The 22,955-nt window shown below is 66.9% G+C and carries 25 protein-coding genes; 9 read left to right on the forward strand and 16 right to left on the reverse strand.

Annotation, left to right across the window (positions count from 1 at the left end; translation table 11 throughout):
• Nucleotides 1-2: 2 nt before the first annotated feature.
• Both ruvB and PQI07_RS26270 read right to left on the reverse strand, forming a co-directional pair.
• Nucleotides 3-1,037, reverse strand: a complete 1,035-nt coding sequence (ruvB, locus tag PQI07_RS26265) for a Holliday junction branch migration DNA helicase RuvB (protein WP_274927979.1) — start codon at nucleotides 1,035-1,037, stop codon at nucleotides 3-5.
• A 114-nt stretch (nucleotides 1,038-1,151) separates the two neighbouring features.
• Nucleotides 1,152-2,024: a hypothetical protein gene (locus PQI07_RS26270; RefSeq protein WP_274927980.1), complete on the reverse strand. Its 873-nt coding sequence runs from the start codon at nucleotides 2,022-2,024 to the stop codon at nucleotides 1,152-1,154.
• A gap of 197 nt (nucleotides 2,025-2,221) precedes the next feature.
• Here PQI07_RS26270 and PQI07_RS26275 point away from each other — a divergent pair, with 197 nt between their 5' ends.
• The 3 genes from PQI07_RS26275 (at nucleotide 2,222) to PQI07_RS26285 (ending at nucleotide 5,903) form a co-directional block, all read left to right on the forward strand.
• Nucleotides 2,222-2,710 carry a hypothetical protein gene (locus PQI07_RS26275; RefSeq protein WP_274927981.1) on the forward strand — a complete coding sequence of 163 codons (489 nt, stop codon included), beginning with the start codon at nucleotides 2,222-2,224 and terminating at the stop codon, nucleotides 2,708-2,710.
• 172 nt (nucleotides 2,711-2,882) lie between these two features.
• Nucleotides 2,883-5,030 carry an NAD-dependent DNA ligase LigA gene (gene ligA, locus PQI07_RS26280; RefSeq protein ID WP_274927982.1) on the forward strand — a complete coding sequence of 716 codons (2,148 nt, stop codon included), beginning with the start codon at nucleotides 2,883-2,885 and terminating at the stop codon, nucleotides 5,028-5,030.
• A gap of 138 nt (nucleotides 5,031-5,168) precedes the next feature.
• Nucleotides 5,169-5,903 carry a hypothetical protein gene (locus PQI07_RS26285; protein ID WP_274927983.1) on the forward strand — a complete coding sequence of 245 codons (735 nt, stop codon included), beginning with the start codon at nucleotides 5,169-5,171 and terminating at the stop codon, nucleotides 5,901-5,903.
• A gap of 66 nt (nucleotides 5,904-5,969) precedes the next feature.
• Here PQI07_RS26285 and PQI07_RS26290 read toward each other — a convergent pair whose 3' ends face one another.
• Both PQI07_RS26290 and PQI07_RS26295 read right to left on the reverse strand, forming a co-directional pair.
• Entirely contained in the window at nucleotides 5,970-8,066 is a 2,097-nt protein-coding gene (locus PQI07_RS26290) for a hybrid sensor histidine kinase/response regulator (RefSeq protein WP_274927984.1), read from the reverse strand.
• Between the two features lie 143 nt (nucleotides 8,067-8,209).
• Nucleotides 8,210-9,850: a hypothetical protein gene (locus PQI07_RS26295; RefSeq protein ID WP_274927985.1), complete on the reverse strand. Its 1,641-nt coding sequence runs from the start codon at nucleotides 9,848-9,850 to the stop codon at nucleotides 8,210-8,212.
• A 156-nt stretch (nucleotides 9,851-10,006) separates the two neighbouring features.
• On the opposite strand from PQI07_RS26295, the gene PQI07_RS26300 reads away from it, so the two are divergent.
• Both PQI07_RS26300 and PQI07_RS26305 read left to right on the forward strand, forming a co-directional pair.
• The gene (locus PQI07_RS26300; RefSeq protein WP_274927986.1) at nucleotides 10,007-10,579 is read left to right on the forward strand and encodes an adenylate kinase family protein; all 573 of its coding nucleotides are present in this window, start codon (nucleotides 10,007-10,009) and stop codon (nucleotides 10,577-10,579) included.
• 7 nt (nucleotides 10,580-10,586) lie between these two features.
• A complete protein-coding gene (locus tag PQI07_RS26305) occupies nucleotides 10,587-11,162 on the forward strand; it encodes a hypothetical protein (RefSeq protein WP_274927987.1) in 576 nt (191 codons plus the stop codon).
• A 10-nt stretch (nucleotides 11,163-11,172) separates the two neighbouring features.
• On the opposite strand, the gene PQI07_RS26310 is transcribed toward PQI07_RS26305, so the two are convergent.
• The 3 genes from PQI07_RS26310 to PQI07_RS26320 form a co-directional block, all read right to left on the reverse strand.
• The gene (locus tag PQI07_RS26310; protein ID WP_274927988.1) at nucleotides 11,173-11,640 is read right to left on the reverse strand and encodes a hypothetical protein; all 468 of its coding nucleotides are present in this window, start codon (nucleotides 11,638-11,640) and stop codon (nucleotides 11,173-11,175) included.
• 66 nt (nucleotides 11,641-11,706) lie between these two features.
• Nucleotides 11,707-12,141: a YkgJ family cysteine cluster protein gene (locus PQI07_RS26315; protein WP_342462655.1), complete on the reverse strand. Its 435-nt coding sequence runs from the start codon at nucleotides 12,139-12,141 to the stop codon at nucleotides 11,707-11,709.
• Nucleotides 12,138-12,587 (reverse strand): NUDIX hydrolase, encoded by a 450-nt coding sequence (locus PQI07_RS26320; RefSeq protein WP_274927990.1) that lies wholly within the window; start codon nucleotides 12,585-12,587, stop codon nucleotides 12,138-12,140. The genes PQI07_RS26315 and PQI07_RS26320 overlap by 4 nt, the downstream gene beginning before the upstream one ends.
• 132 nt (nucleotides 12,588-12,719) lie before the next feature.
• Between PQI07_RS26320 and PQI07_RS26325 the strand changes: the two genes are divergently transcribed.
• The gene (locus PQI07_RS26325; protein WP_274927991.1) at nucleotides 12,720-13,325 is read left to right on the forward strand and encodes a hypothetical protein; all 606 of its coding nucleotides are present in this window, start codon (nucleotides 12,720-12,722) and stop codon (nucleotides 13,323-13,325) included.
• Between the two features lie 162 nt (nucleotides 13,326-13,487).
• Complete coding sequence (locus PQI07_RS26330; protein ID WP_274927992.1) at nucleotides 13,488-14,129, forward strand: hypothetical protein; 642 nt, start codon at nucleotides 13,488-13,490, stop codon at nucleotides 14,127-14,129.
• Between the two features lie 3 nt (nucleotides 14,130-14,132).
• Here PQI07_RS26330 and PQI07_RS26335 read toward each other — a convergent pair whose 3' ends face one another.
• Nucleotides 14,133-14,744 (reverse strand): hypothetical protein, encoded by a 612-nt coding sequence (locus tag PQI07_RS26335; RefSeq protein ID WP_274927993.1) that lies wholly within the window; start codon nucleotides 14,742-14,744, stop codon nucleotides 14,133-14,135.
• A 207-nt stretch (nucleotides 14,745-14,951) separates the two neighbouring features.
• Here PQI07_RS26335 and PQI07_RS26340 point away from each other — a divergent pair, with 207 nt between their 5' ends.
• On the forward strand, nucleotides 14,952-15,284 hold the full coding sequence (locus PQI07_RS26340; protein WP_274927994.1) for a hypothetical protein: 333 nt from the start codon (nucleotides 14,952-14,954) through the stop codon (nucleotides 15,282-15,284).
• 32 nt (nucleotides 15,285-15,316) lie between these two features.
• Nucleotides 15,317-15,727, forward strand: a complete 411-nt coding sequence (locus PQI07_RS26345; protein WP_274927995.1) for a hypothetical protein — start codon at nucleotides 15,317-15,319, stop codon at nucleotides 15,725-15,727.
• Here PQI07_RS26345 and PQI07_RS26350 read toward each other — a convergent pair.
• The 8 genes from PQI07_RS26350 to PQI07_RS26385 all read right to left on the reverse strand — a co-directional run bounded on the left by PQI07_RS26350 (nucleotide 15,724) and on the right by PQI07_RS26385 (nucleotide 22,796).
• A complete protein-coding gene (locus PQI07_RS26350; protein WP_274927996.1) occupies nucleotides 15,724-15,975 on the reverse strand; it encodes a hypothetical protein in 252 nt (83 codons plus the stop codon). The two genes, PQI07_RS26345 and PQI07_RS26350, sit on opposite strands and share 4 nt — an antisense overlap.
• A gap of 520 nt (nucleotides 15,976-16,495) precedes the next feature.
• Nucleotides 16,496-17,212 carry a DUF7168 domain-containing protein gene (locus PQI07_RS26355; RefSeq protein WP_274927997.1) on the reverse strand — a complete coding sequence of 239 codons (717 nt, stop codon included), beginning with the start codon at nucleotides 17,210-17,212 and terminating at the stop codon, nucleotides 16,496-16,498.
• Between the two features lie 92 nt (nucleotides 17,213-17,304).
• Entirely contained in the window at nucleotides 17,305-17,889 is a 585-nt protein-coding gene (locus PQI07_RS26360) for a hypothetical protein (RefSeq protein ID WP_274927998.1), read from the reverse strand.
• Nucleotides 17,886-18,152: a hypothetical protein gene (locus PQI07_RS26365; protein ID WP_274927999.1), complete on the reverse strand. Its 267-nt coding sequence runs from the start codon at nucleotides 18,150-18,152 to the stop codon at nucleotides 17,886-17,888. The genes PQI07_RS26360 and PQI07_RS26365 overlap by 4 nt, the downstream gene beginning before the upstream one ends.
• Entirely contained in the window at nucleotides 18,142-18,456 is a 315-nt protein-coding gene (locus tag PQI07_RS26370) for a hypothetical protein (RefSeq protein WP_274928000.1), read from the reverse strand. The genes PQI07_RS26365 and PQI07_RS26370 overlap by 11 nt, the downstream gene beginning before the upstream one ends.
• Before the next feature lie 17 nt (nucleotides 18,457-18,473).
• Nucleotides 18,474-21,368 carry a DNA polymerase I gene (gene polA / locus PQI07_RS26375; protein ID WP_274928001.1) on the reverse strand — a complete coding sequence of 965 codons (2,895 nt, stop codon included), beginning with the start codon at nucleotides 21,366-21,368 and terminating at the stop codon, nucleotides 18,474-18,476.
• A 116-nt stretch (nucleotides 21,369-21,484) separates the two neighbouring features.
• Nucleotides 21,485-22,105, reverse strand: a complete 621-nt coding sequence (locus PQI07_RS26380; RefSeq protein WP_274928002.1) for a hypothetical protein — start codon at nucleotides 22,103-22,105, stop codon at nucleotides 21,485-21,487.
• Nucleotides 22,106-22,163: 58 nt separating this feature from the next.
• A complete protein-coding gene (locus PQI07_RS26385) occupies nucleotides 22,164-22,796 on the reverse strand; it encodes a hypothetical protein (protein WP_274928003.1) in 633 nt (210 codons plus the stop codon).
• Nucleotides 22,797-22,955: the final 159 nt, after the last annotated feature.

The raw sequence follows: 22,955 nt of genomic DNA on the forward strand, positions 1-22,955 counted from the left end.
GATCAGGCCGCCTGATCTGCGAAGAGATCGTTGCGGAAGACCGGGGTCGGCGCCGGCGAGTTCAACCCGAGATGCTCCCAGGCGCGTGGCGTGATCACGCGGCCGCGGGGCGTGCGCTGCAGGAAGCCCGACTGGATGAGGTAGGGTTCCATCGTATCCTCGATGGTGTCCCGGGGCTCGGAGAGCGCGGCCGCGATGGTCTCGATCCCGACCGGCCCCCCGCCGAAGGCCTCGGCGACCATCGAGAGATAGCGGCGGTCCAGGCGGTCGAGCCCGGTCCCGTCGACGTCCAGCATGACGAGCGCCCGGTCCGCGACGTCGCGGTCGATCACGGTCGCGCCTTCGACCACCGCGAGATCCCGGACCCTGCGCAGCAGCCGGCCGGCGATGCGGGGCGTCCCGCGCGCCCGGCGTGCGATCTCGTTCGCGCCTTCGGGGGAGATGCCGACGCCGAACACGCGGGCGGCGCGCGTCACGACCAGCTCGAGTTCGTCGATGGAGTAGAATTCGAGCCGGATCGGTATGCCGAAGCGGTCGCGCAGCGGCGTGCTCAGAAGCCCGGATCGCGTGGTGGCGCCGACCAGCGTGAACTTCGGCAGATCGAGCTTAACCGACCGGGCGGACGCGCCCTCGCCGACGATCAGGTCGAGCTGGAAGTCCTCCATGGCCGGGTAGAGGATCTCCTCCACCGCCGGGTTGAGGCGGTGGATCTCGTCGATGAAGAGGACGTCGTTGTCCTCCATCTGCGCGAGGAGCGCGGCCAGATCGCCGGCCTTTCCGATCACCGGCCCGGACGTCGACCTGAAGTTCACCCCGAGCTCGCGCGCCACGATCTGGGCCAGTGTCGTCTTGCCGAGGCCCGGCGGGCCGACGAACAGGACGTGGTCCAGCGCCTGGCCGGTCCGCTTGGCGGCATCGATCCAGAGCTGGAGCTGGCCCCGCGCGGCCTTCTGGCCGTTGAAGTCGGCTAGGCTCGTGGGGCGGATGGAGACTTCGGCGGCATCCGCCGCGGAGACGTCGCGGATCGAGGGCGTCACGGCGTGGCTCCTTCCGGAAGGCGGAAGCCGTTCCTTCCGACACCATCGTCCGCAACGACGAAAGCGTCAACGAACGAAGGTCGTCGGCACCCGGCGGCAATGGTGCGCTCGCGCCTAGACGCGCGGCGCCGGCAGCTGGCGAAGTTCCGGCGCGCCGTCGACGAGATCAGCAGAATCGGGAATGGCGGCTACGGCCGCGGCCACACCGGCAAACCGCGTCAGGACGTTCTTGAGTCTCCCTTCGTCTCCGACGAGGAGAGCCCTGTTCAGCTCGTCGGCCATGGATTTCAGGATCTGCCCGCGGTCGAACGGCGCCATCTCGACGAACTCCGCCTGCGCGAAGGCCTTCTCGAGGTGCCCGAGCTTCTCGGTACCGGTGGCTACGTTCTGCTCGGCCAGACGGGTCAACCAGCGATGGCGCGCCTCGACCTGCTCCAGATCGCATTCCTTCACCGGTTCGACGCCCCACACCTTCTCGTAGTGGACGAGTTCGCCTCTCCCTCCGGCGACGGCCCCCATCTTGGCGTCGACGAACATGAAGACGCCGCGCACGTCCAGATCCGGATGACGGAACGCATAGCCCACGCGCGGAGCCCTGCCGTCGCTGGCCAGGGCGACGCGGGCGAAGTTGCCTTCGAACGGCGCGGCGATGCCGCTCTCACGGATCCAGCCCCCCTCCAGAAGAACGGATGCCTCGGCATGGTGCTTCTCGAAGCCCATGAGCAGGGCCTTGGTCCGGGCCGGAGCCCCGACCATCGTGGCGAGTTCGATCTGCCGTGCGGCCGTGTCGAAGTCGATGCTGGACGGGTGATAGCCCTTCACCGCCTCCCGGACGTGGTGGGCGAGCGCTTCGAGCCCGTCGGTTTCGACATAGGAGGCATATTCCGGGATCCGTCCCGCGAGTTCCTTGGCCAGGAACGTCGAGGCCAAGCTGGAAATCGTCGACCGGCGCGGGCGCGGCGCAGCGGCCACTGCTTCGTTCAACATCGGACTGCTCCGTCGTGAAGGTATCGGAAATGTCGCCGACCTCTACAGCGCCCCCACGAAAGGTACAAACCTGCGTTCGGCCCATCATGAACGGTTTACCCACATGGAAGGAGCCGCCTCGGCCAGGGGGTTCGAACCGTGACATGGGCGCCAATTGGAACTACTGCTGGGCGACCGTCCCAACGAACGTCAGGCGCATGAACTCGACCGACCCCGACAAGCTCATCGACGATCCCGATGTCGTCGGCTACGCGGGCGTGGTGCTCGCGGCCCCGATGGCGATCTGGCAGGGCATGTTCATCCGACAGTCCGACTTCGACCGGACGGACAGGGTCTTCGACGTGATCTCGCGGAGCCTGCGGGGCCTGGGCATGGACCCGGAGAACCCCGACGTACTCGCCAACGCGCTCGCCTCCGGCGTTGCGGACGCCCTCCAGTTCGGCCGGAACAGCGACAGCGGGGCCTTTCTGGCCGGCATCTCGAAGCTGAAGGGATGCCGCTACTTCATCATCCGCGCCCGCCCGGCCGACCAGGGCGAGGACGGGATCATCACAAGCATCCATCCGATGCTGGCCCGCTCGCCGCGCGATGCGCGGTCCGTGTTCGAGAGCCAGGACGACGTCGCGGCCCTGCGGCTGCTGACGTTCATGCAGCGCATGAGCGCCGGCGAGCCCAAGCGACACTGAGGCCGCACGAGCCGGCACCTCGAGGTCGAGCCCGGACCGGTTGCGTCGTGCGCGCCGCGGCCGGATCAACGGCCTGCCCGCATAGTCCGGCCCGAACCCGCGCCGGAACCACGAGCGTTCGAAGCGCGATGCCGAAGGCCTGCGCGACGCTCCCGAACGGAGATGAGGATCGATGTCCGAAGCCGCCACTCTGCGCGCCGTTCCGGTCGCCGAACTGTCGGCCGAGGACGCGCGCATCGAACACGCCTCGCTGGCGTCCGAGATCGCGGAGCACGACGTCCGCTACCACGACGAGGACGCGCCCACGATCACGGATGCGGAGTACGACGCCCTCCGACGTCGCGCGGTCGAGATCGAGGCGCAGTACCCCTCGCTCGCGGCCGAGAGCACGCTCGCGAGGAAGGTCGGCGCCAAGCCCTCGTCCAAGTTCAAGAAGATCGTCCACGCGGTGCCGATGCTGTCGCTCGACAACGCGTTCACGGACGCCGACGTCGAGGAGTTCGTCGCCAGGGTCCGCCGCTTCGTGGATCTCCGCGCCGACGTGCAGCTCGCCTTCACGGCCGAGCCGAAGATCGACGGCCTGTCGCTTTCGATCCGCTACGAGAACCGGAGGCTCGTCCATGCGGCCACGCGGGGAGACGGGGCCGAAGGCGAGAACGTGACGGCCAACGCCCTCACGATCCAGGACATCCCCGACGATCTGCCGCGCGATGCGCCGGACGTCGTCGAGATCCGGGGCGAGGTCTACCTGAGCAAGGAGGCGTTCGCCGCGATCAACGAGCGGCAGGCCGCTGCGGGCAAGCCGCTGTTCGCCAACCCGCGCAACGCGGCCGCCGGCAGCCTGCGGCAGCTCGATCCGAAGATCACCGCGGGCCGGCCGTTGAAGTTCTTCGCCTACTCCTGGGGCGAGACCTCCGCGCCGATCGCGGGGACCCAGCACGAGGCACTGGCACGCTTCGACGACTGGGGCTTCCACGTGAACCCGCTGACGAAGGTCTGCGTCTCGGTCGCCGAGATGATCGAGGCCTACCGGCGGGTGGGCGAGTTGCGGGCCGATCTCGAGTACGACATCGACGGCGTCGTCTACAAGGTCGACGACCTGTCCCTGCAGCGGCGGCTCGGCTTCGTATCGCGGTCGCCCCGGTGGGCCACCGCCCACAAGTTCCCGGCGGAACGCGCGACGACGGTCCTGGAGGACATCGAGATCCAGGTCGGCCGCACCGGCTCCCTCACGCCCGTCGCGAAGCTGCGTCCGGTGACCGTCGGCGGCGTCGTCGTTTCCAGCTCCACCCTGCACAACGAGGCCTACATCGCGGGCCTGGACAACGAGGGGCTCCCCATCCGCGAGGGCAAGGATCTGCGGGTGGGCGACCACGTCACGATCCAGCGGGCCGGCGACGTCATCCCCCAGATCGTCGACGTCGACATCGTGCGGCGGGAGGTGGGATCGTCACCGTACGCGTTCCCGAAGACCTGCCCGGTCTGCGGCAGCCACGCCGTACGCGAGGTCAATCCCAAGAGCGGCAAGGAGGACGCCGTCCGCCGGTGCACCGGCGGCCTGATCTGCCAAGCCCAGGCCGTGGAGCGCATCAAGCATTTCGCCTCCCGCGCCGCCATGGACATCGAGGGGCTCGGCGACGAGCGCATCGAGGATTTCCACCGGGACGGCCTGATCCGGACGCCTTCCGACGTCTACACCCTGCGCCGGCGCCAGGAGAGCCGCGAGATCGATCTGACGGCCCGCGAGGGCATGGGCAAGACGAGCGTCGCCAACCTGTTCGCCGCGATCGACGATCGTCGGACCGTCCCGCTGGAGAAGCTGATACACGGGCTCGGCATCCGCCATGTGGGCGAGACGAACGCCAAGCTTCTCGCCAAGCACTTCCGCAGCCTGCCGGCCGTCCGGGAGGCCGCGCTGGCCCCGGGCGGCACGGATGCGATCGTGGCGGCGATCAACGGCATCGGACCGATCGTCTCCGCCGCCGTCGTCGAGTTCTTCCGGGAGGAGCACAACCTCCAGGAGGTCGATCGGCTACTCGCGGAGATCGAGACCACCGCGCCGGCGGCTCCGACCCAGAGCCCGGTGACCGGCATGACCGTCGTGTTCACCGGCAGCCTCGAGAGGATGTCCCGCGACGAGGCGAAGGCGATGGCCGAGCGCCTGGGCGCGAAATCCTCCGGCAGCGTGTCGAAGAAGACCGATCTCGTGGTGGCCGGACCTGGTGCCGGGGACAAGCTGACCAAGGCGAACGCGCTTGGAATCCGCGTGATCGACGAGGCCGGATGGTTCGATCTGATCGGTTCGGCCGAAGGCGCCTGAAGGCTTCGTTTGCCATTTGCCGGAGGGAGACCGGACGAAGGGCCGTTCACCGCAATTGTCTCGATCGGGGAGAGGCGGTTTTTAATTATCGCCTCTACTCTCATTCCGACATCACGGACGAACCCGACGAGAATACCAATGCTATCGAAGGCATCGACGCTGGCGGTCTGCATTCTTTCGGCCGCCACATCGGCGTTCGCCGTTCCGGCCTCGGCCGGCGAATGCAAAGGGATCGACAGCGCTTCGGTGAAGCCGGAGGAGTGGGCCGGCCGCAACGCATGGCTCTTCGAGCCTCGGCACCGGATGTTCGAGTCCGATCCGACCCAATGGGCGACGATCGACACCTTCGAGCAGACCGGTCCTTCGAAGTACACTCAGACGAAGACCCGGCTGCCCTACGCGCAGCCGGTGAAGATCGTTTCCTACCGGTCGCAGGAGGGTGGCCCCGGAGTGGCCAGCGTGGAGCTTCCGGACGGGACGAAGCACTTCGTCTCGGGGAGGTCGATCCGCTTCTTCGAATTCTGGAACTGCTCGCCGGACGTCTTGCTGGAAGGCCGGAAGCCGGCCAACGAGCAGTGGCGCCAACCGACCAAATACCTCGGCGAAGTCTGGGTCCGGATCTCTAATCCGGATGCCAAGTTCATCGAGAACATGTCGTTGAACTGGTTGCCGGCCGCGGAGGTGAAGAACATCGGGTTCGCCATCTGCTACAGCTACAACCCTCAGTACATCGACAAGATCAAGACAGGGGAGAAGCCCGTCTGGTGCACGGCCTACAGCGCCGACAGGAAGGGCGGCAAGAACTTCACAGCCGACGCCGCCGATCTGGAGACGATCTCGCCGACCTCAATGAAGATCCTGTTCGGCTCGTAGTCGGGCCCGCTTCCCAACGGGCATGCCTCACGCCGAGACGTGCAGCGAGGCGCCCCTCGGACCACGCTAGGCGGCGAGCGCCGCCTGGACCATGCGGGCGAGTTCGCCGGTCGAATACGGCTTCGCCAGGACCGTCGGCCCGACGTCGTTGTCCGCTGCCGGCCCTTCGTGGCCGGATCCCGTCGCGAAGATGATCCGCATGCCCGGACGGAGCTTGACCGCCTCCTGGGCGAACCGCACGCCGCCCATGCCGGGCATGCCCAGGTCGGTGATGACGAGCTCGACTCCCCGGGTCCGACCGAGGATGGCCAGCGCCTCCTCGCCGTCGGCCGCGGTCAGGACCTCGTAGCCGAGGTTGGACAGCATCTCGCGGGAAAGCCTGCGCATGGCCTCCTCGTCGTCGACGACGAGGATCGTCTGACCGTGGGTCGCGACCGGAGCGGAGTCCTCCTCGACGAGCCCGGCCGGACGCTCTTCGGTGGACGGGATGTAGATCCTGACCTTCGTTCCGCGTCCGACCTCCGATTCGACCTCCACGCGTCCGCTCGCGGCGTCAGCGAAGGCGAACACCTGAGGCAGACCCAGGCCCGTTCCCTTTCCGACGGGCTTGGTGGTGAAGAACGGCTCGAAGATCCGGGCCAGGACGTCGGGCGACATGCCGGATCCCGTGTCGGCGACCTCCACGACCGCGAAGCGGGCATCGGGCGCGACACCGGGGATCCCGGTGTCGGCCCCCAGTGCGGGCCTGGTCCGGATGGATACGGTGCCGCCCTCGGGCGTGGCGTCGCGGGCATTGATGGCGAGGTTGAGGACGGCGTTCTCGAACTGTCCCGGATCGACCTTGACGAAGGGCAGGTCGGATCCGAGCCGCGTCTCCAGGGTCAGATCGTGACCGAAGGTCCTGCGGAAGAGTTCCGCGAGGTTCTCGACGAAGGCGTTCGGCTCGACGACCTCAGCCCTAAGCGGCTCGCGTCGCGAGAACGCCAGGAGCCGGCGCGTCAGGTCGGCGGCCCGCACGACGCCGTCGTCGGCCGCGTCCAGGTAGCTGCCGACATCCCTGCGGCCTTGGTCGAGCCGCCGACGGAGAAGGTCGATGTTGCCCTTCACGACCGCCAGCATGTTGTTGAAGTCGTGCGCGATCCCGCCGGTCAGCTGGCCGAGGGCGTCCATCTTCTGGAGCTGGCGAACCTGCGCCTCGGATTCCTCCTGGGCGCGCAGAGCGGCCTGGAGCCTCTCGACGAGGGCCAGCCTTCGGACGGCGGCGACGGAGATCGCCAGGGTGGCGATCAAAGCCATCCCGGCGGCGACGGCCACGATCGCCACCATGCTCCGCCAGTCCGCCAGGGCGGCGGAGCGTGTCATGGAGGACGTGACGAAGACCGGAAAGTCCCTGGCCGCATGGACCGCCGTGATGCGGGCCTTGCCGTCGCTGGCGTGTTCGGTGTGGTAGGTGCCTTGGGTCGCGCCGGACTGGATGATGCCGAGGGCCGGCGTGACGTACCGGTTGCCGACCTCCACGTCGGCGGGGCTGCGCGCTAGCAGCGTCCCGTCCCGGCGCCACAGGGCCGCCGCGTAGCCCTCCGGAAGGCGCATGTTGGCGTAGAGATCCTGAAAGTACTCGAGCTCGATGGCGCCGACGAGCACGCCGGCGAAGCTGCCGTCCTTGGCGTCGTAGCGCTTCGCGACCTGGACCACCCAGCGGCCGGTCACCTTGTTGCGGATCGGCTCGCTGACGTAGGGGTCGGATCCGGGCACGTCGCGTGCGTGGCGGTAGTAGTCGCGGTCGGCGATGTTGACGACGGGCGTCGGCCAAAGCTTCGAGTGGCTGACGAGGTCGCCTTTCGCATCGAACAGCAGGAGCGTCGCGAAGCGCGCGATGCCGGCTCCCCGCATCTTGAGACAGTCGTGGACGTCGAAGTCCGAGAGGCGGGGGCGGAAGTCCGCAGGCGTGGCGATCTGGTCCGTTCCGACATCCTCGACGATCCGGTCGAGAACCATCGACACCGTCGAGAAGGCCTGGGAGGTCGTCTCCGCCAGCACGACGTCGAGAGCCGCGATTTCGCGGGTCGCCGAAGCCAGCTCGTGCCCGCGGAAGCCCATCGACAGGACGACGGCCAGGGCAGAGATCGAGACCGCGGCCACGCAGCCGCTGATCTTCGCCACGAGTACCGGTCTCGGCCGACGCCGCCGAAGACCACCCACCACCTGCATCGCCATCACCGGTCTCTTGGCTCGGCCGGATGGCCGATCACCAGTCCGGCCAGCTTGCAGCTCGAAGGAGCCGAAGCAATGGCCGATCGGCAACACTAGGCAGGCGAAAAGGAGGCGAAAGAGGGGATTTCGGGAGCGGGCTCTGCGAACGGCTCCTCGTAGACTCCTTCGCTCAGTCCGACTTCTTGTCCGAGCTCGGGCTCCGCCGGCTCTCCGCGATCTTCCTCAGATCCTGGACCATTCCTTTCAGCTGGTCCGGGCTCGCTTGGTCCAAAGGCTTCTGGATTCCATCGTCCGACGAATCCGTGCGCTCCCAAGGAGCGAAGTGCGGCTTCGATGGCTGCATGGTCGTGTCCTTCGCGTCTGGCGGTGGCGTAGAGGGCGTCATCGTAGCTGTCATTCCTTACGGATGTGTTTCGGCCAAGGAGTACTTGGTAGAGGTCCTTCTCGGGGTACCATAGCGTCGCCTGCAGATCCGCAGCGTTCATTTCTATGCCGTTGCTCTCCAGTATATGCAACGACCTGTCGACGACGCTGCGGATCCATCGCCGCATTCCGCCGCTCGTGGGTGCGTCGACGGATTCGGCCAAGCCCTGAACGACGGCCTCGGCGGCGCCGGGCCAGTCGAGGCGTGCCTTGTAGAGCGAAAGCTGCTCGTTGGTCTCGCCTTCCCGCGCCATGGCCTTGCGCATGCGTTCCCAGAAGCGGGTCAGCGCACGGCCGAGGTCGAGGAGCTCCATCTGGTCCAGCTGCGGCACGCCGTCCGGCTCGATCTCGATGCCATCCTCCCGCATCTTCAGCATGAAGGCCTCGGGAAGATCACGCAGGCTGTTGGCAAGTCTCTGCACTTGCTTTTCGGTCACTTCTCCTTTAATAAGAGTAGCAGTGTAGCGTCCCCAAGTTCTGGCAAACCAGAGGTCAATTGTTACTGGCCGGAGGTTGCCACGAAGATTTTGATAAAACCCGTTCCCGATCTTTGGGCCGAACAACATTGATCCATGAACTACTTCGTCGGCGAGTTCCTTGCCGCCGATGATCACGCCGTACTTACGGCCGACGTCGCGCAGCTCCGTCATCGTGAACTCGGCGTCCAGAAACCTGCCGAGCGCGTGGATGTCGCGATCGAAGATGTCGAGCATCTGATTGAAGCGGGCGAGATTGCTCTTCACCGATTGCGCCTTGGCGCCATAGCCCTTCACCTGGAAGGTGCCGTGCGCCAGGAAGTGCCTGTACTGCTCCAGAGCGTACCGGATGTTGTCCCGCACGACGACGTTCTGCGAGGTGATCGCGGTCGCCGCCAGGAAGACGATGCGGGCGTCGTCGGCCGACTTGAACCAACCGCCCGGCACCGCCCGTGCGGCCTCGTCCGAGGCGATCTCGGGATGCATCACCGACGCGATCGCGATCGCCCGCTCGATGGCGTGGGAGTACCAGTTGACGGACGAGCTGCCCGGTCGCGCGATCGCTGCGACGACCTCGGCCGCCATCATCTTCGCGATCTTCTCGTCTCCTTCGGGGGAGGGCTCGCGGATGGGCTCCCCCAGATCGAGCAGGCTCTGCTGCAGAAGGTATCGGGTAACGTCGGAGTTGTTGCGCAGCTTCTTCCGCGGGCGACGATCCTGGTCGAGGTAGGCGCCGGCGAACACCCGCTTCATCGGGATGCGCTTGATGCCGACGGGCCGCAGCTTCCGGCCGGCGGAATGTCGCCCGGCCTCGATATCCACGTCAGGCTGCATCGCTTCCCGCCGATCCCGGTCCCTCGGAACCATCGGGTTCCTTCATGCCGGGAAGTTCGCACAGACCATCGCAACGCGCCATTCCTTCGAAGTTGCGGCTTTCACGGGCGGTCCGTAACGTCGGCGCGTATCGAGGCCCCGGACCGTCCTGCAGGCATGCGCATCCTCGTCTCAGGCCCCCCGCTTGCCGGCAAGACGCGTCAGGGCGGCAATCTCGCCGAGGCGCTCGGCGTGCCCCACGTCTCGTCCGGAGGGTTGATCCGGGAAGCCGCCGCCACGGGCGACCCGGCTGCGATGCGACTGCTCGGCCTCGTCTCCGACGGAACGCTCGCTCCGAGCGACGCGATCGCGCGGCTCGTCCTGGCACGGCTCGCCGAGCCGGACTGCCGCGAGGGCTTCGTGCTCGACGGCTTCCCCCGCAGGCTTCCCGAGGCCGAGGCACTCCTGGACCACCATGTCGTCGACGCTCTCTTCGTGCTGGAGGCGCCAGCGGATGTCCTCTTCGAGCGCCTGCGGTACCGCGCATCCCAGGGCCGTGCCGACGATGACCCTTCGACGCTCCCGAGGCGCATCCTGGCATTCGAGATCGAGACCCGGCCGGCGCACGCCCTCCTTTCCGACGCCGGCGTCCCTTACTGTCGGGTGGACGCGACGGGCGATCCCGAGGAGATCTCGCGCGCCGTCCTGGAGACGCTGCCGGCCCGGGCGGCCATTCCCTGCTTCAGCTGAGTTCGAGATGCCCTCCTTGGACGCCGACACCCCGTACGCGGTCGAGCCCGGATCGCCGTATCGCCTCGTGGTCTTTCGCGGCGAAGCCGGATCGGCCGTGGTCGGCGTGATGCGGAACGGTTCCGACGAGGCCCCGGACGCAGGCCGCCGAAGGCACCTGCTTGAGGCCCGCTCGATCGCAGCGGCCGAGATCGCGACCCGGGATGCTCCCCTGTTCGACTTCTACGTCGAGGAGGTCCTCCGCGCGACGCTCTGGCCTTGGCACGACAACGACCCCGAGGAGGCGGCTGCGCAGCTGCGGAGGACCGAACGGGTTCTCGCGACGTCGCTGGAGCAGGAGGACGCGTTCCGGGCTGCGGTGGCTTTCGAGCATGGAACCGGGACCAGTTGCGACATCCGGCTGGTGAGGCTCTGCGAAGCCACCTTGCCCGCCGTCCAGGCCGCCGTCTCGGACCCTGGAACCCTCCTGAGGGCCGCCGAGGCCATCGAAGCCGATCTGGTCCTCCGATCGCCTTCGGTGCGGGCCTCCGTGAACGCGTGGCGCGTCTCGCTCGAGGCTTCAGGAGTGGCGCCACACCCCTGAGGCTGTCGATTTACCTGGGGGAGGGCGCGTTCGCCGGCGTCGGCAGCCTTTCGATGCCGGCGACGAGATCGGCCGCAAGCTCCGAGTCCGCCACGATCGCGTCGCGCACGGCCTTCGCCGCCGTGAAGGAGACCGCCTTCTGGAGCCGGACAAGCAGGGCGTCCGCGGGCGTGAGCGGGGGATCTCGACGCCCTTCCATGAGGACGAATCCACTGGCACCCGGCTTGCGCAGATAGCCGCCGAACTCTTCGACGAGGATCCGCGCGGCATCGGCCAGCCCGAACGCGGCGCCCACGAGCGTGCGCTCGCCATCGAAGACACCGGCGTATTCCCGATGCGAGACCTCTTCGCTGAAGATGCTGATCGTGCCGAACTGGCGCCCTTCACCGTTCTCGACGAACGCGATCTTGACGGTGGTGTCCTCGACCATCTCCGGATTCATGAAGAGGCCGGCTCGCTGCTCCAGGACGTCCGCCATGGATGAGGCCTGAACTCGGCCAAGTAGGATCGCTCCGACGGGGTCGTTCATACGGGTCTTCGTCCTTCAGATTGCGCGCTGAGGAAGTGCGAAGGTCGGGCATCCGCTCGCGTCTCCGGCCTCCGATCCACCGTGGTGGACGCATAGGCCATCACTGGCCGGTGCGTAGGTCCGACAGATGGCTGGCCGCGACGCGTAGATCCCGCATCTGCCGCCCGGCGTCAGTTCGCGACATGCGAACATCCAGATGAGGACCGGGTCGCCCTCGGGACTGCGATGGAGCATCCCTGGCTTGAGAGGATCGAAGGGAAGTCGGGCCTCTCTTAGGCGGACTGGCAGGAGCGTCGCGGCATCCTCGCCTGCACGCTGAAACAGGTCCACGCCATCTACGTGGTAGAGCATCATGTTGCGGCAGCATGCCCCCGGCGCCCAGCAACGGTCGCAGAGGGATGGGCCGGCCCCGCCGGCAGGGCCGCTATCGTGCGCAGGCATCTCTGTCATCGGGCCTTCGCCGCCCTCGTCGGATTGAAGGAACGCAGCAGCTCTGCCAAGCCGGGTTCGCTGACTAGAGTCGCTGCATCTTCCGGCGAGAACCAACAGCGCTCTCGTTCCCCGGATTCCGGCCATTCGTCATGAACCTCCCGGACCTTCAGCGGGAAGACCTTCACAGAGCAAGGCATAATGCCCTGCGGCTTCACCTTCGCATAGGAGAACGTCCCGAGCGGCTTGTTCCGCACCCGTCCGACAACGCCGGCCTCTTCGAATGCTTCAATAGCTGCGGCCTTGTGTGGCTTTCGTCCCTTCATCGGCCAGCCTTTCGGTATGACCCAACGACGGGTTTCCCGCGAGGTTACCAGCAAAACGAGGGGACCGGCAGGGCTCAGTCGGTACGCAACCGTACCGTATTGCCGGTGACGGCGTGTGGTGATGGTTTTGGGCTCGGCCATGGGCAGGGGCGGATTTGTGCGACCTTTCGAACATGATGCTTGACGTTTGACGCATCCACAAGGTTTCATTCCTTCGACGGGCTGGCGGCGGCGTTTGCACCTAGCTACTTGCGCAACAGTTGAGCGGCTCAAATGTCGGCTACAAGCGTTGAGCTAAAGCGTATTGAAGGCGAACTCGCTCAAATTCCAGAGTCGCGCAAGGCGCTGGAAACGGCGAGGCTGAATATCGCTTATGAGATGATCAAGTACTTTGCGACGCTAAATGTCGGAGGTATACTTGCGGCGTCGAACGCTGGATCGATAGTAAGGCTTTATGATGAAAAGCCTATCATTTTTCCTTATTTTACGATCTTGGCGATAGTCGCTGCTGCTTCATATCTCATTGGCGTATACTATTGCGGCTTGTGTTGGGTAGCTGTACAGAAGTACGTTACGTACATGCAAAGTTCTATAGTAAGGGTATCGGACTATCTGCGGACAAGGGTTGATATTTTGAACTCGGACCGCGGAGTTCTCAATAATGACAAGGCTTTGACTAGGGCAGCGCGCAAAGCAGCAACATCCAGGATCAGGTCGCGACGTCAATACGAAGAATGCAAATCTTTCTACATACGAGCCTTTATGTCCTTTATAGTTGGTACGATGTTCACATCTTTTATGTTCCTGCGCATTGATGGATTGATCGACACAGGCTGCAAGATTGGTGCTTTTCTGTTTTATCGATATGTCATTCATTGATTTGGATTTCGAAGTCAACCAATCATCTTGTCTCACGATGAGCGGACTATGTCTTTTTCGTTGATAGGCGAGTCATCTTATTCGTCTGCAGTTCGTATCCCGACGCCAGTCTGGATCGAGCTCCGCTCCTGGCTGCTGGCAAACGATCCCGACGCGCCCCCCATGCTGAACTGGTCGACGGCGCTCGCCGAGCCGGCCGACCCCGAGAAGCTCGCCGGCGAGATCGTCTGGATTATTCTGTGTGCAGGACGGACGGCACAGGCCGCGCGCACGGTAGAGCGTCGTGTTTGGGATGCGATCCACGGCGGCAGCCCCGTGCTCTCCGCGTTCGGACATCGCATGCGGGCCGCCGCGATCGAGACAGCCTGGGCCCGACGCAAGGACCTGTACGACGAGTTCGCATCTCTGAAGGCGGCCACCGACGAGGAGCTGCTCGCATGGTGCCGCGCCATGCCAGGCGTAGGAGCCGTGACGTGCTTCCAACTGGCTAAGAACCTCGGACGGGATCTGCCGAAGCCCGACATCTGGCTCTGCCGCCTCGCTGGCATTCCGGATCGGCCCGGCGGGCGGGTCCAGGAGCGGTTCGCGGCCTGCCGGGCCCTGTGTCTGCCCCTGGCCCAGGCCACGAACGACAGGATCGCGACCGTTGACAGCCTGCTCTGGCTCGCCTGCAACAAGGGTGTGCTTCAGGTCGATGCCTTCGGGGGGCCCGTCTCCTATCGGCCCGGAGCCATCAAGGCCCGGCCGATCATGGCCGGCTTGGGCTTCGAGACCGTCGAACCTCCCGTCATCGCGATCGGCTGACCGCTACCGGACGACGGCGGGAGCAGGGGGCCCGGCAGGGAACAGCGAGGCTACCAACTCGTCCGACACGCGCGGATCCGCGCCGGCGATGACCCCGTACAGGATCTCGACCCGCGAGATCTCGCCGTCGGCTACCCTGACGGCGTAGACGCCCGGCACCTTCGTCTTCGCGACTTCCAGCTCGGGAACATCCCGCTCGTCCGCCCACAGGGCGGAGAACGTGGACTTGGCTCCATCGATCGTGTCCGGGACCATGGGTGCCCCGACGATCGATGCGAGGTCGATGCCTTCGTAGCCGCCGGCGATGGTCTTCAGCCGCTCCCAGCAGCCGTCGTCGAAGGGAACGACGCGGATGGCCGGCGAAGCCTCGGCGGCGCGCGCGAAGCTCTCGGGGTGCATCCAGTTCGTCCACTCGTCGAGCGTCATAGCTACGAGAGGTCGGACGTCGCCGTCCGGATCATGATCGACCGCGGTCGCGATCGCGTCGAAGAGCGTGTCGTCCCCGACCAGATCGTAGAGCGCATCGGCCGCTCGCGAGGCGGGGAGGGGCTCGGCCATCAGCGCCTCCAGGCGCGAAACGTCCCCGTCCGTGAATGGCGTCGCCCAGGTGCCCATGTCGCTCCTCCCGATCCCCCCAGTGTCGGATCGGCGCCCGAAAGGAGCAAGCCGCGTCGTTCCTTCATAGGTCGCGAGAGTGATGGCGCCTCTTTCCGCGTTCCGCACGGGATGTCCGCAATGGGGTGCCGTACGGATCTGGCCGCGGGTCCGGCCCTCGGCTAGTCTGCCGAGGGTACGACCTATCCGACACCTCCGGAGTGTTCCGTGCTTCCAAAACCCGCCGTGTGCCTCGCGAGCCTGATCGCGGTCGTCGCATCCGGACCGGCGTCGGCCTTGATGGTCAACCTGCCCGGCACGGTCTCCGGGGGCGTGGAGATATGCGCCGTCCGCGACCACCGCTGCATCAGCACGCCGGACGACGCGGAGACCCCGGTGGAGGTGGTGAGCTATCGGGACGGGGAGGGCGAGGCCGTCATCGTGTATCGCGGCGAGCGGTACGTGGCCCAGGCCCGCAACCTGACCGTACGGTTCAAGGGCTGCAACGCCTCTCTCGCCTCCTTCGTCCAGAACAAGATGTGCCCGGGCGTCCGCCGCTGACAGCGCGGCATCCGAGCGACGGAGTGATCTCGATGGCCATCCACATCTGCGTGCGGGTCTACGCGAGCGGCGACGCCAAGGAGGCCATCCGTGACGAGGCGGGCCTCGAATCGTGGCTGACGTACAATCGCCGCGCGCGTCCGGGCAACGCGCTCTTCGTCGACGGCATCTGCGCCGAAACCGACCGCGGATACCTGAGCGCCGCCCATGTGGGTCGCATCGAAGCTCTTCTGCAGGCGGAGGCGGCCGGCCGGGGATCGGTGCAGGCCGCGACCGTTAGCGCCGGGCGGTATCCCGACGACCGCCCCCGCGACGGATTCCGGCTGCTCGACGCCACCGTCGAGACCAGACGGCTCTCGCCGCTCGCGGCCATGCTCGAAGAGGGATGGGGCGTGCCGGACGAGGACGTCGTGGTCCTCCCGATGCCGACGTTCGGACGCTAGCGCCGCGGTACGCGCACCCCGGAAGCGTGACGACGCAGCAGGTGTCCCAGGAACAGGGCGACGGTCACGCCGCCCAGGATCGTCAAGGCGAAGGTCTGGAGAATCTGGGCTCGGAAGGGGGCATCCATCGGGTGGGAGGAGACGAGCACGTCGAGGGGCACCGGCCGCCCGAACATCGAGGGCCTGAGCATAGCGCCCAACACCAGGCCGACGACGGCACCTGCTGCGGCGAGTAGGATGCGGACCACCTGCCCCTCCCTCGAAACCGTGCCCAACCTACTAGGGATACGCTAAGGGACTGTCACCCCATTGACACCCGCAAAGTTACACCCGGAAACGGTTTCAGACTTATTCCGCTCACAATGCAAGTGATCGCCGATTGTCATGTTTTTGACTGAGCGATAATCACTCAAGGCACTTACGTTATATTTCCTCTGAGGTCTCGCCACTTGTTGCGTGCAATTCCTGCGAGCAGGGGAGCTTCGAAGATCGCGCGTAGATCGTTGGCTCGTGAAACCTGTTCGCGAGCTGGATATACACTCTTCTATAGCTTATGGATAGTATTTGAACCATGCAGTACAGCCTGATGGGCTAATGGCTTCATAACAAAATAGACCCCGGAATGGTGTGTCAAATCCGCTGGCGAAAACAGATGACGCCCGTCATGAGACCAATATCGGCGAGCGGTATTTATATCACGCGGACAGCCTGACGACGGGCGTGGAGGTGCGGATCGGGACGGACGCATCCGAGCGGCGCCGAGAAAACCTACCCGACCGCACGTCCGATGAGCGCACTCGTACCCTGAGGGGGCGTCAGCCCCGGATCCAGCGCCACGCGACCCGCCGCAGTCATGCCGTCGCCGTAGGCCGGGTCGAAATCGTCCGACGACCGCGAGCGCGCATCCCTGATCCTCACGCCCAGTCTGGACAGCTCCTCGTCGACGATCCGCTCCCGTACGACCACCAGACCTCGCCCTGTCGGCTGCGGCTTCCTCATCTCCGAGATCCGCCGACCGAGCGCATCCGCCATTCCGTCGAGGAAGGCGGCGCGACGCCTGTTCCGGACCGGCAACCGGTACAGCGCCCAGGCTGCGCCGGCCGCAGCCGCTTCGTACCGCATCGCCCTGGCGCAGATGTCGAGAAGGTAGCCGGCGATCTGCGCCTCGTGCAGCAGGCCGAAGAAGGTGATGCGCACCGGTGCGACGCCGGCCGCGCTCGTCCAGTACCGCGTCCCTGTGAGCTGGGCGATCGCCGAGGCCACCTTCCAGATGCGTTCTCCGAGATCGCTTTCGAACTGGGCGTCCTTGCGGCCGACGGGCGATGACCGGATCTCGACCTCGTCGAGGGTGAGGTCGTTTTCGTCGAGGAGCGCGGACACCTTCTCGGCGGCAGCGAGAGCCTCGGCTTCCGTGAACCCTCTGTCGACCGTCCGGCCGCAGAGCTGCCTGATCCGTTCGAGCAGTTTCGACCGCTTCGCGTCCATGATCCGGTCCTAGGGGGACGCATCCGGCATCGTCGAGTCCGGATTCGACGTCCGATGTGGAGGGCGTCGTCGAGAGGCAGGCCGTCCCGTCTTCAGCCCGGACAAGAAGCGTGGGGCGCATCCTCCACGGCACCCGCCCGGACGTCGCGCGCCCAGACTGCCGCGTCGAGAAAGGCCCGGGGGCCCACGTCGTCCGGCTCGGCCGCCAGGAGGGTCCGGCGCAGCCAGGGGAGCTGCCGGATCACGAGTTCCAGAGCTTCGACCTCGCCATCCAGCAGATCGCGGTCCTGGGCGCCGACCCCGATCTCGATGGTCACGGGAGCGATCGCGGCTCGCAGGTCCGCCTCGACATCGGACAGACGACAGCGACCCAGGACATCGACGCAGTCCCCTTTGAGGGGCTCTCCGGCATACTGCGGAGCGCAGGCGACGACGCTGTGCATCAGCCGGCCGTCGGGCCAGAGGAAGCTGACCAGCCGATCGCGCCCGACCGTCCGCGCGGCCACCGTAGACAGCGCAAGGCAGCGGCCGAGCACGTACACCTCCGCAAGGGCGCCGACCGCTTCGGCTCCCTCCGCCGGATCGAGCCCCAGCTCCCGCAGGTCGAAGTAGTGCCGGATCAGATCGGAACGGCGGAGCCGCTCCTGGACCCAAGCTTCGGCATCGACGGGATTCATGGCCGAGGCCATCGCGGCAGGACGAGCCCGCGCGCTCGGCACAGCGCCTCGACCGCCTCCACACGGGAGGCGAGGTCGCACTGCGTGAAGTCGATGCCCTTGTCCTTCAATTCGTCGTACCGGTCCCAGGCGGCCCGGATGAGCGGGCCCATCTCGTCGTCCAGCTGTAGGGCGGTGTAGCGGTTGCCGATCGCGTCGACGAGCCGGATTAGGTCGATGGCCAAGCCCGGTTCCGTCAGCGAAGGCGGCAGTTCACGCGCCATCGCCTGCTCCATCCCCGGCGACCTCCGGCGACGACGCCCAGATCTTCAGCACGGCCAGCAGGAAGCAGCCGTACGCGCCGACGTCGGTCAACAGGACCGCCTTCAGGCAGAGCCACCCGGTAGGCGCGAGGCCCGGGAAGAGCAGCGCCGTCGCAGCCGGCAGCTTGGCGGCGGCGAGCATTAGGATGCCCTGCAGCGCGAAGTGGAACAGGGGGGAGGGCGATACCGCACCGGCGGGCGCCGCCGCGGCGGGCGACCCCGGCGGGCGTGCCGAAGGCTCGTCTCCGAGCTGCGGGCCGGACATTCCGCTTTCCGCGTCCATCAGTGTGCACCTTCCCAATTCTCAGCGGTCTTCGCCTCGACGACCAGCGGGACCGCAAGGTCCACCAGGGGCGCGGCCGCGGCCGCCATCACCCCGGAGATCAGCGGAGCGGCCGTCTCGACCTCCGCATCCGGAACCTCGAACACGAGTTCGTCGTGGACCTGGAGCAGCATCCGGGACTTCAGCCCGGCCGCATCGAGTTCGCGCTGCATCCGGATCATGGCGCGGCGGATGATGTCGGCGGCCGTGCCCTGGATCGGCGCGTTCACCGCCTGCCGCTCGACGCCCATCCGCTCGGAGACGTTCCTGGAGGTGATCCCGGGATAGTGGCACACGCGGCCGAACAGGGTGCGGACGAAGCCGTGTTCGCGGCAGAAGGCCTTCGTCGTCTCCATGTAGTCGCGGATGCCGGGAAAGCGCTCGAAGTAGCGGCCGATGAATTCGGACGCCTCCTGTCTGGAGATGCCGAGGCGGTCCGCCAGCCCGAAGGCGGAGATGCCGTAGATGATGCCGAAGTTGATGGTCTTCGCCCGCCGGCGGAGCTCGCCGCCGACCTCTCCGAGCGGCACGCCGAACATCTCCGAGGCCGTGGCGGCGTGGATGTCGAGGCCGTCGAGGAACGCCTGCCGGAGTTCCGGTATGTCGGCGACGTGGGCCAGGATGCGCAGCTCGACCTGGGAGTAGTCGGCCGACAGGATCCTATGGCCGTCGGCGGCGACGAAGGCGGCACGGATGCGGCGCCCCTCCTCCGTCCGGACCGGGATGTTCTGGAGGTTCGGCTCGCTGGAAGAGAGACGGCCGGTCGTCGTCGCGGCCAGCGAGAAGGTCGTGTGGATCCGGTCCGTACCCCGGTCCGCCGCGACCAGCAGCGCGTCGGCGTAGGTCGTCTTGAGCTTCGTGGTCCGTCGCCAGTCGAGGATGCGGGCCGGCAGGTCGTGGCCGGCCCCCGCGAGTTCCTCAAGCGCGGTGGCCCCCGTCGCCCACTGCCCGCCGGGCGTCTTCTTCCCGCCCGGCAGTCCGAGCCTGCCGAAGAGGATGTCGCCGATCTGCTTGGGCGATCCGATCTGGAAGGCTTCGCCGGCGAGACCGTGGACGACGCCCTCGAGTTGCACCAGCGAGGCCCCGAAATCCTTCGACAGCCGGTCGAGAGCCGCGCGGTCGACCTTGATGCCGGCCGCCTCCATCCGCGCGAGCACGGGCACCATCGGCTTCTCGAGGTCCTCGTAGACGCCGAGCAGATCCCGCTCCCGGAGACGAGGTTCGAGGACGGCGCGGAGCCGCAACGCCGCATCGGCCTGCTCCGCAGCGACCGGTCCGGTCTCGCCCGGGGAGACCGTCTCGGGGACGACCCTGCTCCGGCCGGTCCCGCACAGGAGCGCGGGATCCGACGTGCGGTGGCCGAGATGGCGCTCCGACACGTCGGCGAGAGCGTGCCGCCCGAGCCCGGACTCGAGGACGTAGGACATCAGCATGACGTCGTCGAAGCCGCGCAGACTCATGCCCGCGGCGGCGAGCGCCTTGAGGCCGGGCTTCAGATCGTGTCCGATCTTCACAATGGCCTCGTCCTCGACGAGGGCTCCGAGCAGGGGCCAAGCCCGGCCGGCCGGCACCTGACCGGCGGCGAGACCCCCGAACAGGCCCGAACCGTCCACGCGATGCTCAAGGGGCACGTAGGCCGCCACGCCGGGCGAAGGAGCCAGAGCGACGCCCGCGATGCCCTTCTCGCCCAGGTGGACGTGGAAGCCGCAGGATCCCGCCTTCCGCGCCTTCTCGATCCATTCCGCCAAGCACGCCTCGTCCGCGACGACCACGTACCCGGAACGGTCGAACGGGGCCGCCGGAGGCGCGGGCGGCGTGGCTCCGGTGCCGCCGGCCTCCGCCTCGCGGGTCCCGCCGGCAGACGGCGCGGCGAGTTCCGAATCCGGCTTCACGGCGTCAGGATCGAGATCCCAGGCCTTGGCCACGCGCTTCACCAGCGCATGAAGTTCGAGCGCCTTGAGGTAGGCCACGAGGCGCCGTCCGTCCGGACGGTCGAGGGCGAGCTCGGCGGGGTCGACCGGAAGAGTCAGGCGGCAGTCGAGTTCGACGAGGCGACGCGACAGTCGTGCCTGATCGGCATGCGCCAGCAGGTTCTCCCGCCGCTTCGGCTGTTTGATCGTGCCTGCCGCCGCCAGGAGCCTCTCCAGGTCACCGTATTCGAGGATCAGTTGGGCGGCGGTCTTCAGCCCTATGCCGGGCACGCCCGGCACGTTGTCGGATGTGTCGCCCATCAGCGCCAGGACGTCGCCGATGCCCGACGGCGGGACGCCTTCCCACTTGGCGGTCACGGCCTCGACGTCGAGGTTGCGCTCGGGCCGGTAGCCGGGCTTGCCCTTCGTTCCGCTCTCGGCGTCGTAGAAGCGGATGCGGGGCCCGACGAGCTGCTGCAGATCCTTGTCGGCCGACAAGATCAGCACCTCCGCGCCGGCCGCCTCTGCCGCCCTCGCGTACGAGGCGATGAGATCGTCGGCTTCGGTGCGGTCGAGCTCGACCACCGGCAGGCCGAAGGCCCGGACGGCGGCTCGGACCAGCGGCATCTGAGGCTTCAGATCCTCCGGGGTCGCGTCGCGGTTGGCCTTGTACTCCGCGAAGAGCTGCTTGCGGTGGGAATCGCGCGAGCCCTTGTCGAAGACGATCCCGAGATGGGTCGGCACGACGCCGGCGGCTCCTTCGCGGACGAACTGGAGGAGCTTGCCGAAGAACAGGCGGACGGCGCCCGTCGGCAGGCCGTCGGAAGGACGCGCGTTGTAACGCGCGTCCTGGTTCAGCGACTGATGGTACGCACGGAAGACGAAGGAGCTCGCATCGACGAGGAGGACCCGCGCATCGGGACCGATTGGGCGCGTGCTCTTCATTCGCTCTCGCAAGGAATCGGGGACGCGGTGACATTCGCCCGAATTCCATTCCTTCGCAACCGTCGGGGCCTGTGGCATCGGCGGTTGGTCTATGCCGGGTTCCGCACCAGCGGTCTTCAGGGGGAGGGGGCCGCTGCCGGCTCGGGTTCCTCGGCCCGCGCCCATGTCCAGGAGCCCGCACCGATGTCGTAGACCCGCACCACGGTCCCGTCCTGCGTCGTGAGATCGCGCCCTGGGAAGATCGTGGCCTGAAGCGTCTCTCCGCCGACCTCGATTTCGCAGTATCCCGAAACTGCGGCTTCGACGATCCTGGGGAACAGATCCTCGGGATCGAAGCTCGGAATGGGTTCGCCGCAGAGATCCAGGAAGATGAAGGCGTCGGACGCCGCGTGGTAGTGCGTGTCCAGGATCCTCCCGCCCGCGATCGCCGCGATGGCGTCGTCCCTCTCGAAGGCGGGCATCGCGAAGCCGTTCCAGGCCTGCGAGTTGAGCCAGGCCGGGATCGGGGTCGCCTCCTCGGCCCAGTCGCCGATCACCGCATCCTTGCGGTAGGTCCGGTGGAGGGCGTGGTCGTCCGGCGTCGCGGCGCGGAACCTGCTCCTGAAGGTCGCCTCGTCGAGCCGGCTCTGGAAGCCACCGCCCTCGGGGGAGAAGACGACGAGACCGTCTTCGACGCCGCTCACCCTGTACTGCGTTTCGGGATCGTCGCGACGGACGTAGGTGTCACCGTTCATCATCTCGCGGCTCCGGCGATGGCTTGCGCATGGGTGAGGCGGCGGGCGGGCACGCGGGACGTCATGGGGTCGGGGTCGAGGACGGCTCGGGAGCCCGGTACGTCTCCCAGCACCAGCTCCCGGCACCGACGGGATAGGCGTGGACGGTCGAGCCGTCGGCCGTGGGCAGGTCTTCGCCAGGATAGAGTTCGATGGTGAGGTCGACCCCGCCGACGGGCATTTCGATCAGCAGTTCGCCGGCGGCCGCGCGCTTCGCGAGTTCCGGGAAGAGCCGTTCCCGATCGATCGTCGGCATGACGTTGGCCCCGTCCGTCGGCATGATGCTGACGAACATGTCGGCGGGCTCGTGAAATTCGACGTCGGAGAGCAGCCCCGACGAGACCGCCTGCAGCAGGTCGTCCTTCTCGAAGGACGGCATGGCCCAGCCGTTCCAGTAGCGGCCGTTGAGCCATGCGGGGATCTTCGCCTCGGGATCCGCCCACTCGAGCTGGACCGCATCCTTGGCGTAGGTCAGCCGTTTCGAGCGGTCCTCCGGCGTCTCCGCCCGGAAATCGGATTCGAAGACGCTCGTGGAGGCCGACCTTACGAAGCCGCCGCCCTCGGGGGCGAACGCCACCTCGTCGCCGCGCACTTCGGTGACCCGCACAACGAAGCCGGGCTCCTGCCGATGGATGTACACGTCTTCCGGCTTCATGTCGGTCTCCTCGTCGGCGCAGCTTCGCAGACGACCCCGAAAGACGCCAGTCGCACCTGACGAAGGGTGGTTTCCCGGGCGGCCCGGCCACGCACCCTCCAACGAAGTAGACCCCTATCCGGAACCGCCCGGCGGACAGGCCATTGCTCACGGTGCACG

The sequence above is a fragment of the Methylobacterium sp. 092160098-2 genome, from assembly GCF_028920805.1.
Lineage (GTDB): Bacteria > Pseudomonadota > Alphaproteobacteria > Rhizobiales > Beijerinckiaceae > Methylobacterium > Methylobacterium fujisawaense.

Bases quoted from the DNA above. Each gene is read 5' to 3' on its own strand.
- PQI07_RS26270 (WP_274927980.1), bottom strand. From the start codon at position 2,024: ATGTTGAACGAAGCAGTGGCCGCTGCGCCGCGCCCGCGCCGGTCGACG.
- PQI07_RS26275 (WP_274927981.1), top strand. From the start codon at position 2,222: ATGAACTCGACCGACCCCGACAAGCTCATCGACGATCCCGATGTCGTC.
- ligA (WP_274927982.1), top strand. From the start codon at position 2,883: ATGTCCGAAGCCGCCACTCTGCGCGCCGTTCCGGTCGCCGAACTGTCG.
- PQI07_RS26285 (WP_274927983.1), top strand. From the start codon at position 5,169: ATGCTATCGAAGGCATCGACGCTGGCGGTCTGCATTCTTTCGGCCGCC.
- PQI07_RS26295 (WP_274927985.1), bottom strand. From the start codon at position 9,850: ATGCAGCCTGACGTGGATATCGAGGCCGGGCGACATTCCGCCGGCCGG.
- PQI07_RS26300 (WP_274927986.1), top strand. From the start codon at position 10,007: ATGCGCATCCTCGTCTCAGGCCCCCCGCTTGCCGGCAAGACGCGTCAG.
- PQI07_RS26305 (WP_274927987.1), top strand. From the start codon at position 10,587: ATGCCCTCCTTGGACGCCGACACCCCGTACGCGGTCGAGCCCGGATCG.
- PQI07_RS26310 (WP_274927988.1), bottom strand. From the start codon at position 11,640: ATGGCGGACGTCCTGGAGCAGCGAGCCGGCCTCTTCATGAATCCGGAG.
- PQI07_RS26315 (WP_342462655.1), bottom strand. From the start codon at position 12,141: ATGACAGAGATGCCTGCGCACGATAGCGGCCCTGCCGGCGGGGCCGGC.
- PQI07_RS26320 (WP_274927990.1), bottom strand. From the start codon at position 12,587: ATGGCCGAGCCCAAAACCATCACCACACGCCGTCACCGGCAATACGGT.
- PQI07_RS26325 (WP_274927991.1), top strand. From the start codon at position 12,720: ATGTCGGCTACAAGCGTTGAGCTAAAGCGTATTGAAGGCGAACTCGCT.
- PQI07_RS26330 (WP_274927992.1), top strand. From the start codon at position 13,488: ATGCTGAACTGGTCGACGGCGCTCGCCGAGCCGGCCGACCCCGAGAAG.
- PQI07_RS26335 (WP_274927993.1), bottom strand. From the start codon at position 14,744: ATGGGCACCTGGGCGACGCCATTCACGGACGGGGACGTTTCGCGCCTG.
- PQI07_RS26345 (WP_274927995.1), top strand. From the start codon at position 15,317: ATGGCCATCCACATCTGCGTGCGGGTCTACGCGAGCGGCGACGCCAAG.
- PQI07_RS26355 (WP_274927997.1), bottom strand. From the start codon at position 17,212: ATGGACGCGAAGCGGTCGAAACTGCTCGAACGGATCAGGCAGCTCTGC.
- PQI07_RS26360 (WP_274927998.1), bottom strand. From the start codon at position 17,889: ATGAATCCCGTCGATGCCGAAGCTTGGGTCCAGGAGCGGCTCCGCCGT.
- PQI07_RS26365 (WP_274927999.1), bottom strand. From the start codon at position 18,152: ATGGCGCGTGAACTGCCGCCTTCGCTGACGGAACCGGGCTTGGCCATC.
- PQI07_RS26370 (WP_274928000.1), bottom strand. From the start codon at position 18,456: ATGTCCGGCCCGCAGCTCGGAGACGAGCCTTCGGCACGCCCGCCGGGG.
- polA (WP_274928001.1), bottom strand. From the start codon at position 21,368: ATGAAGAGCACGCGCCCAATCGGTCCCGATGCGCGGGTCCTCCTCGTC.
- PQI07_RS26380 (WP_274928002.1), bottom strand. From the start codon at position 22,105: ATGATGAACGGTGACACCTACGTCCGTCGCGACGATCCCGAAACGCAG.
- PQI07_RS26385 (WP_274928003.1), bottom strand. From the start codon at position 22,796: ATGAAGCCGGAAGACGTGTACATCCATCGGCAGGAGCCCGGCTTCGTT.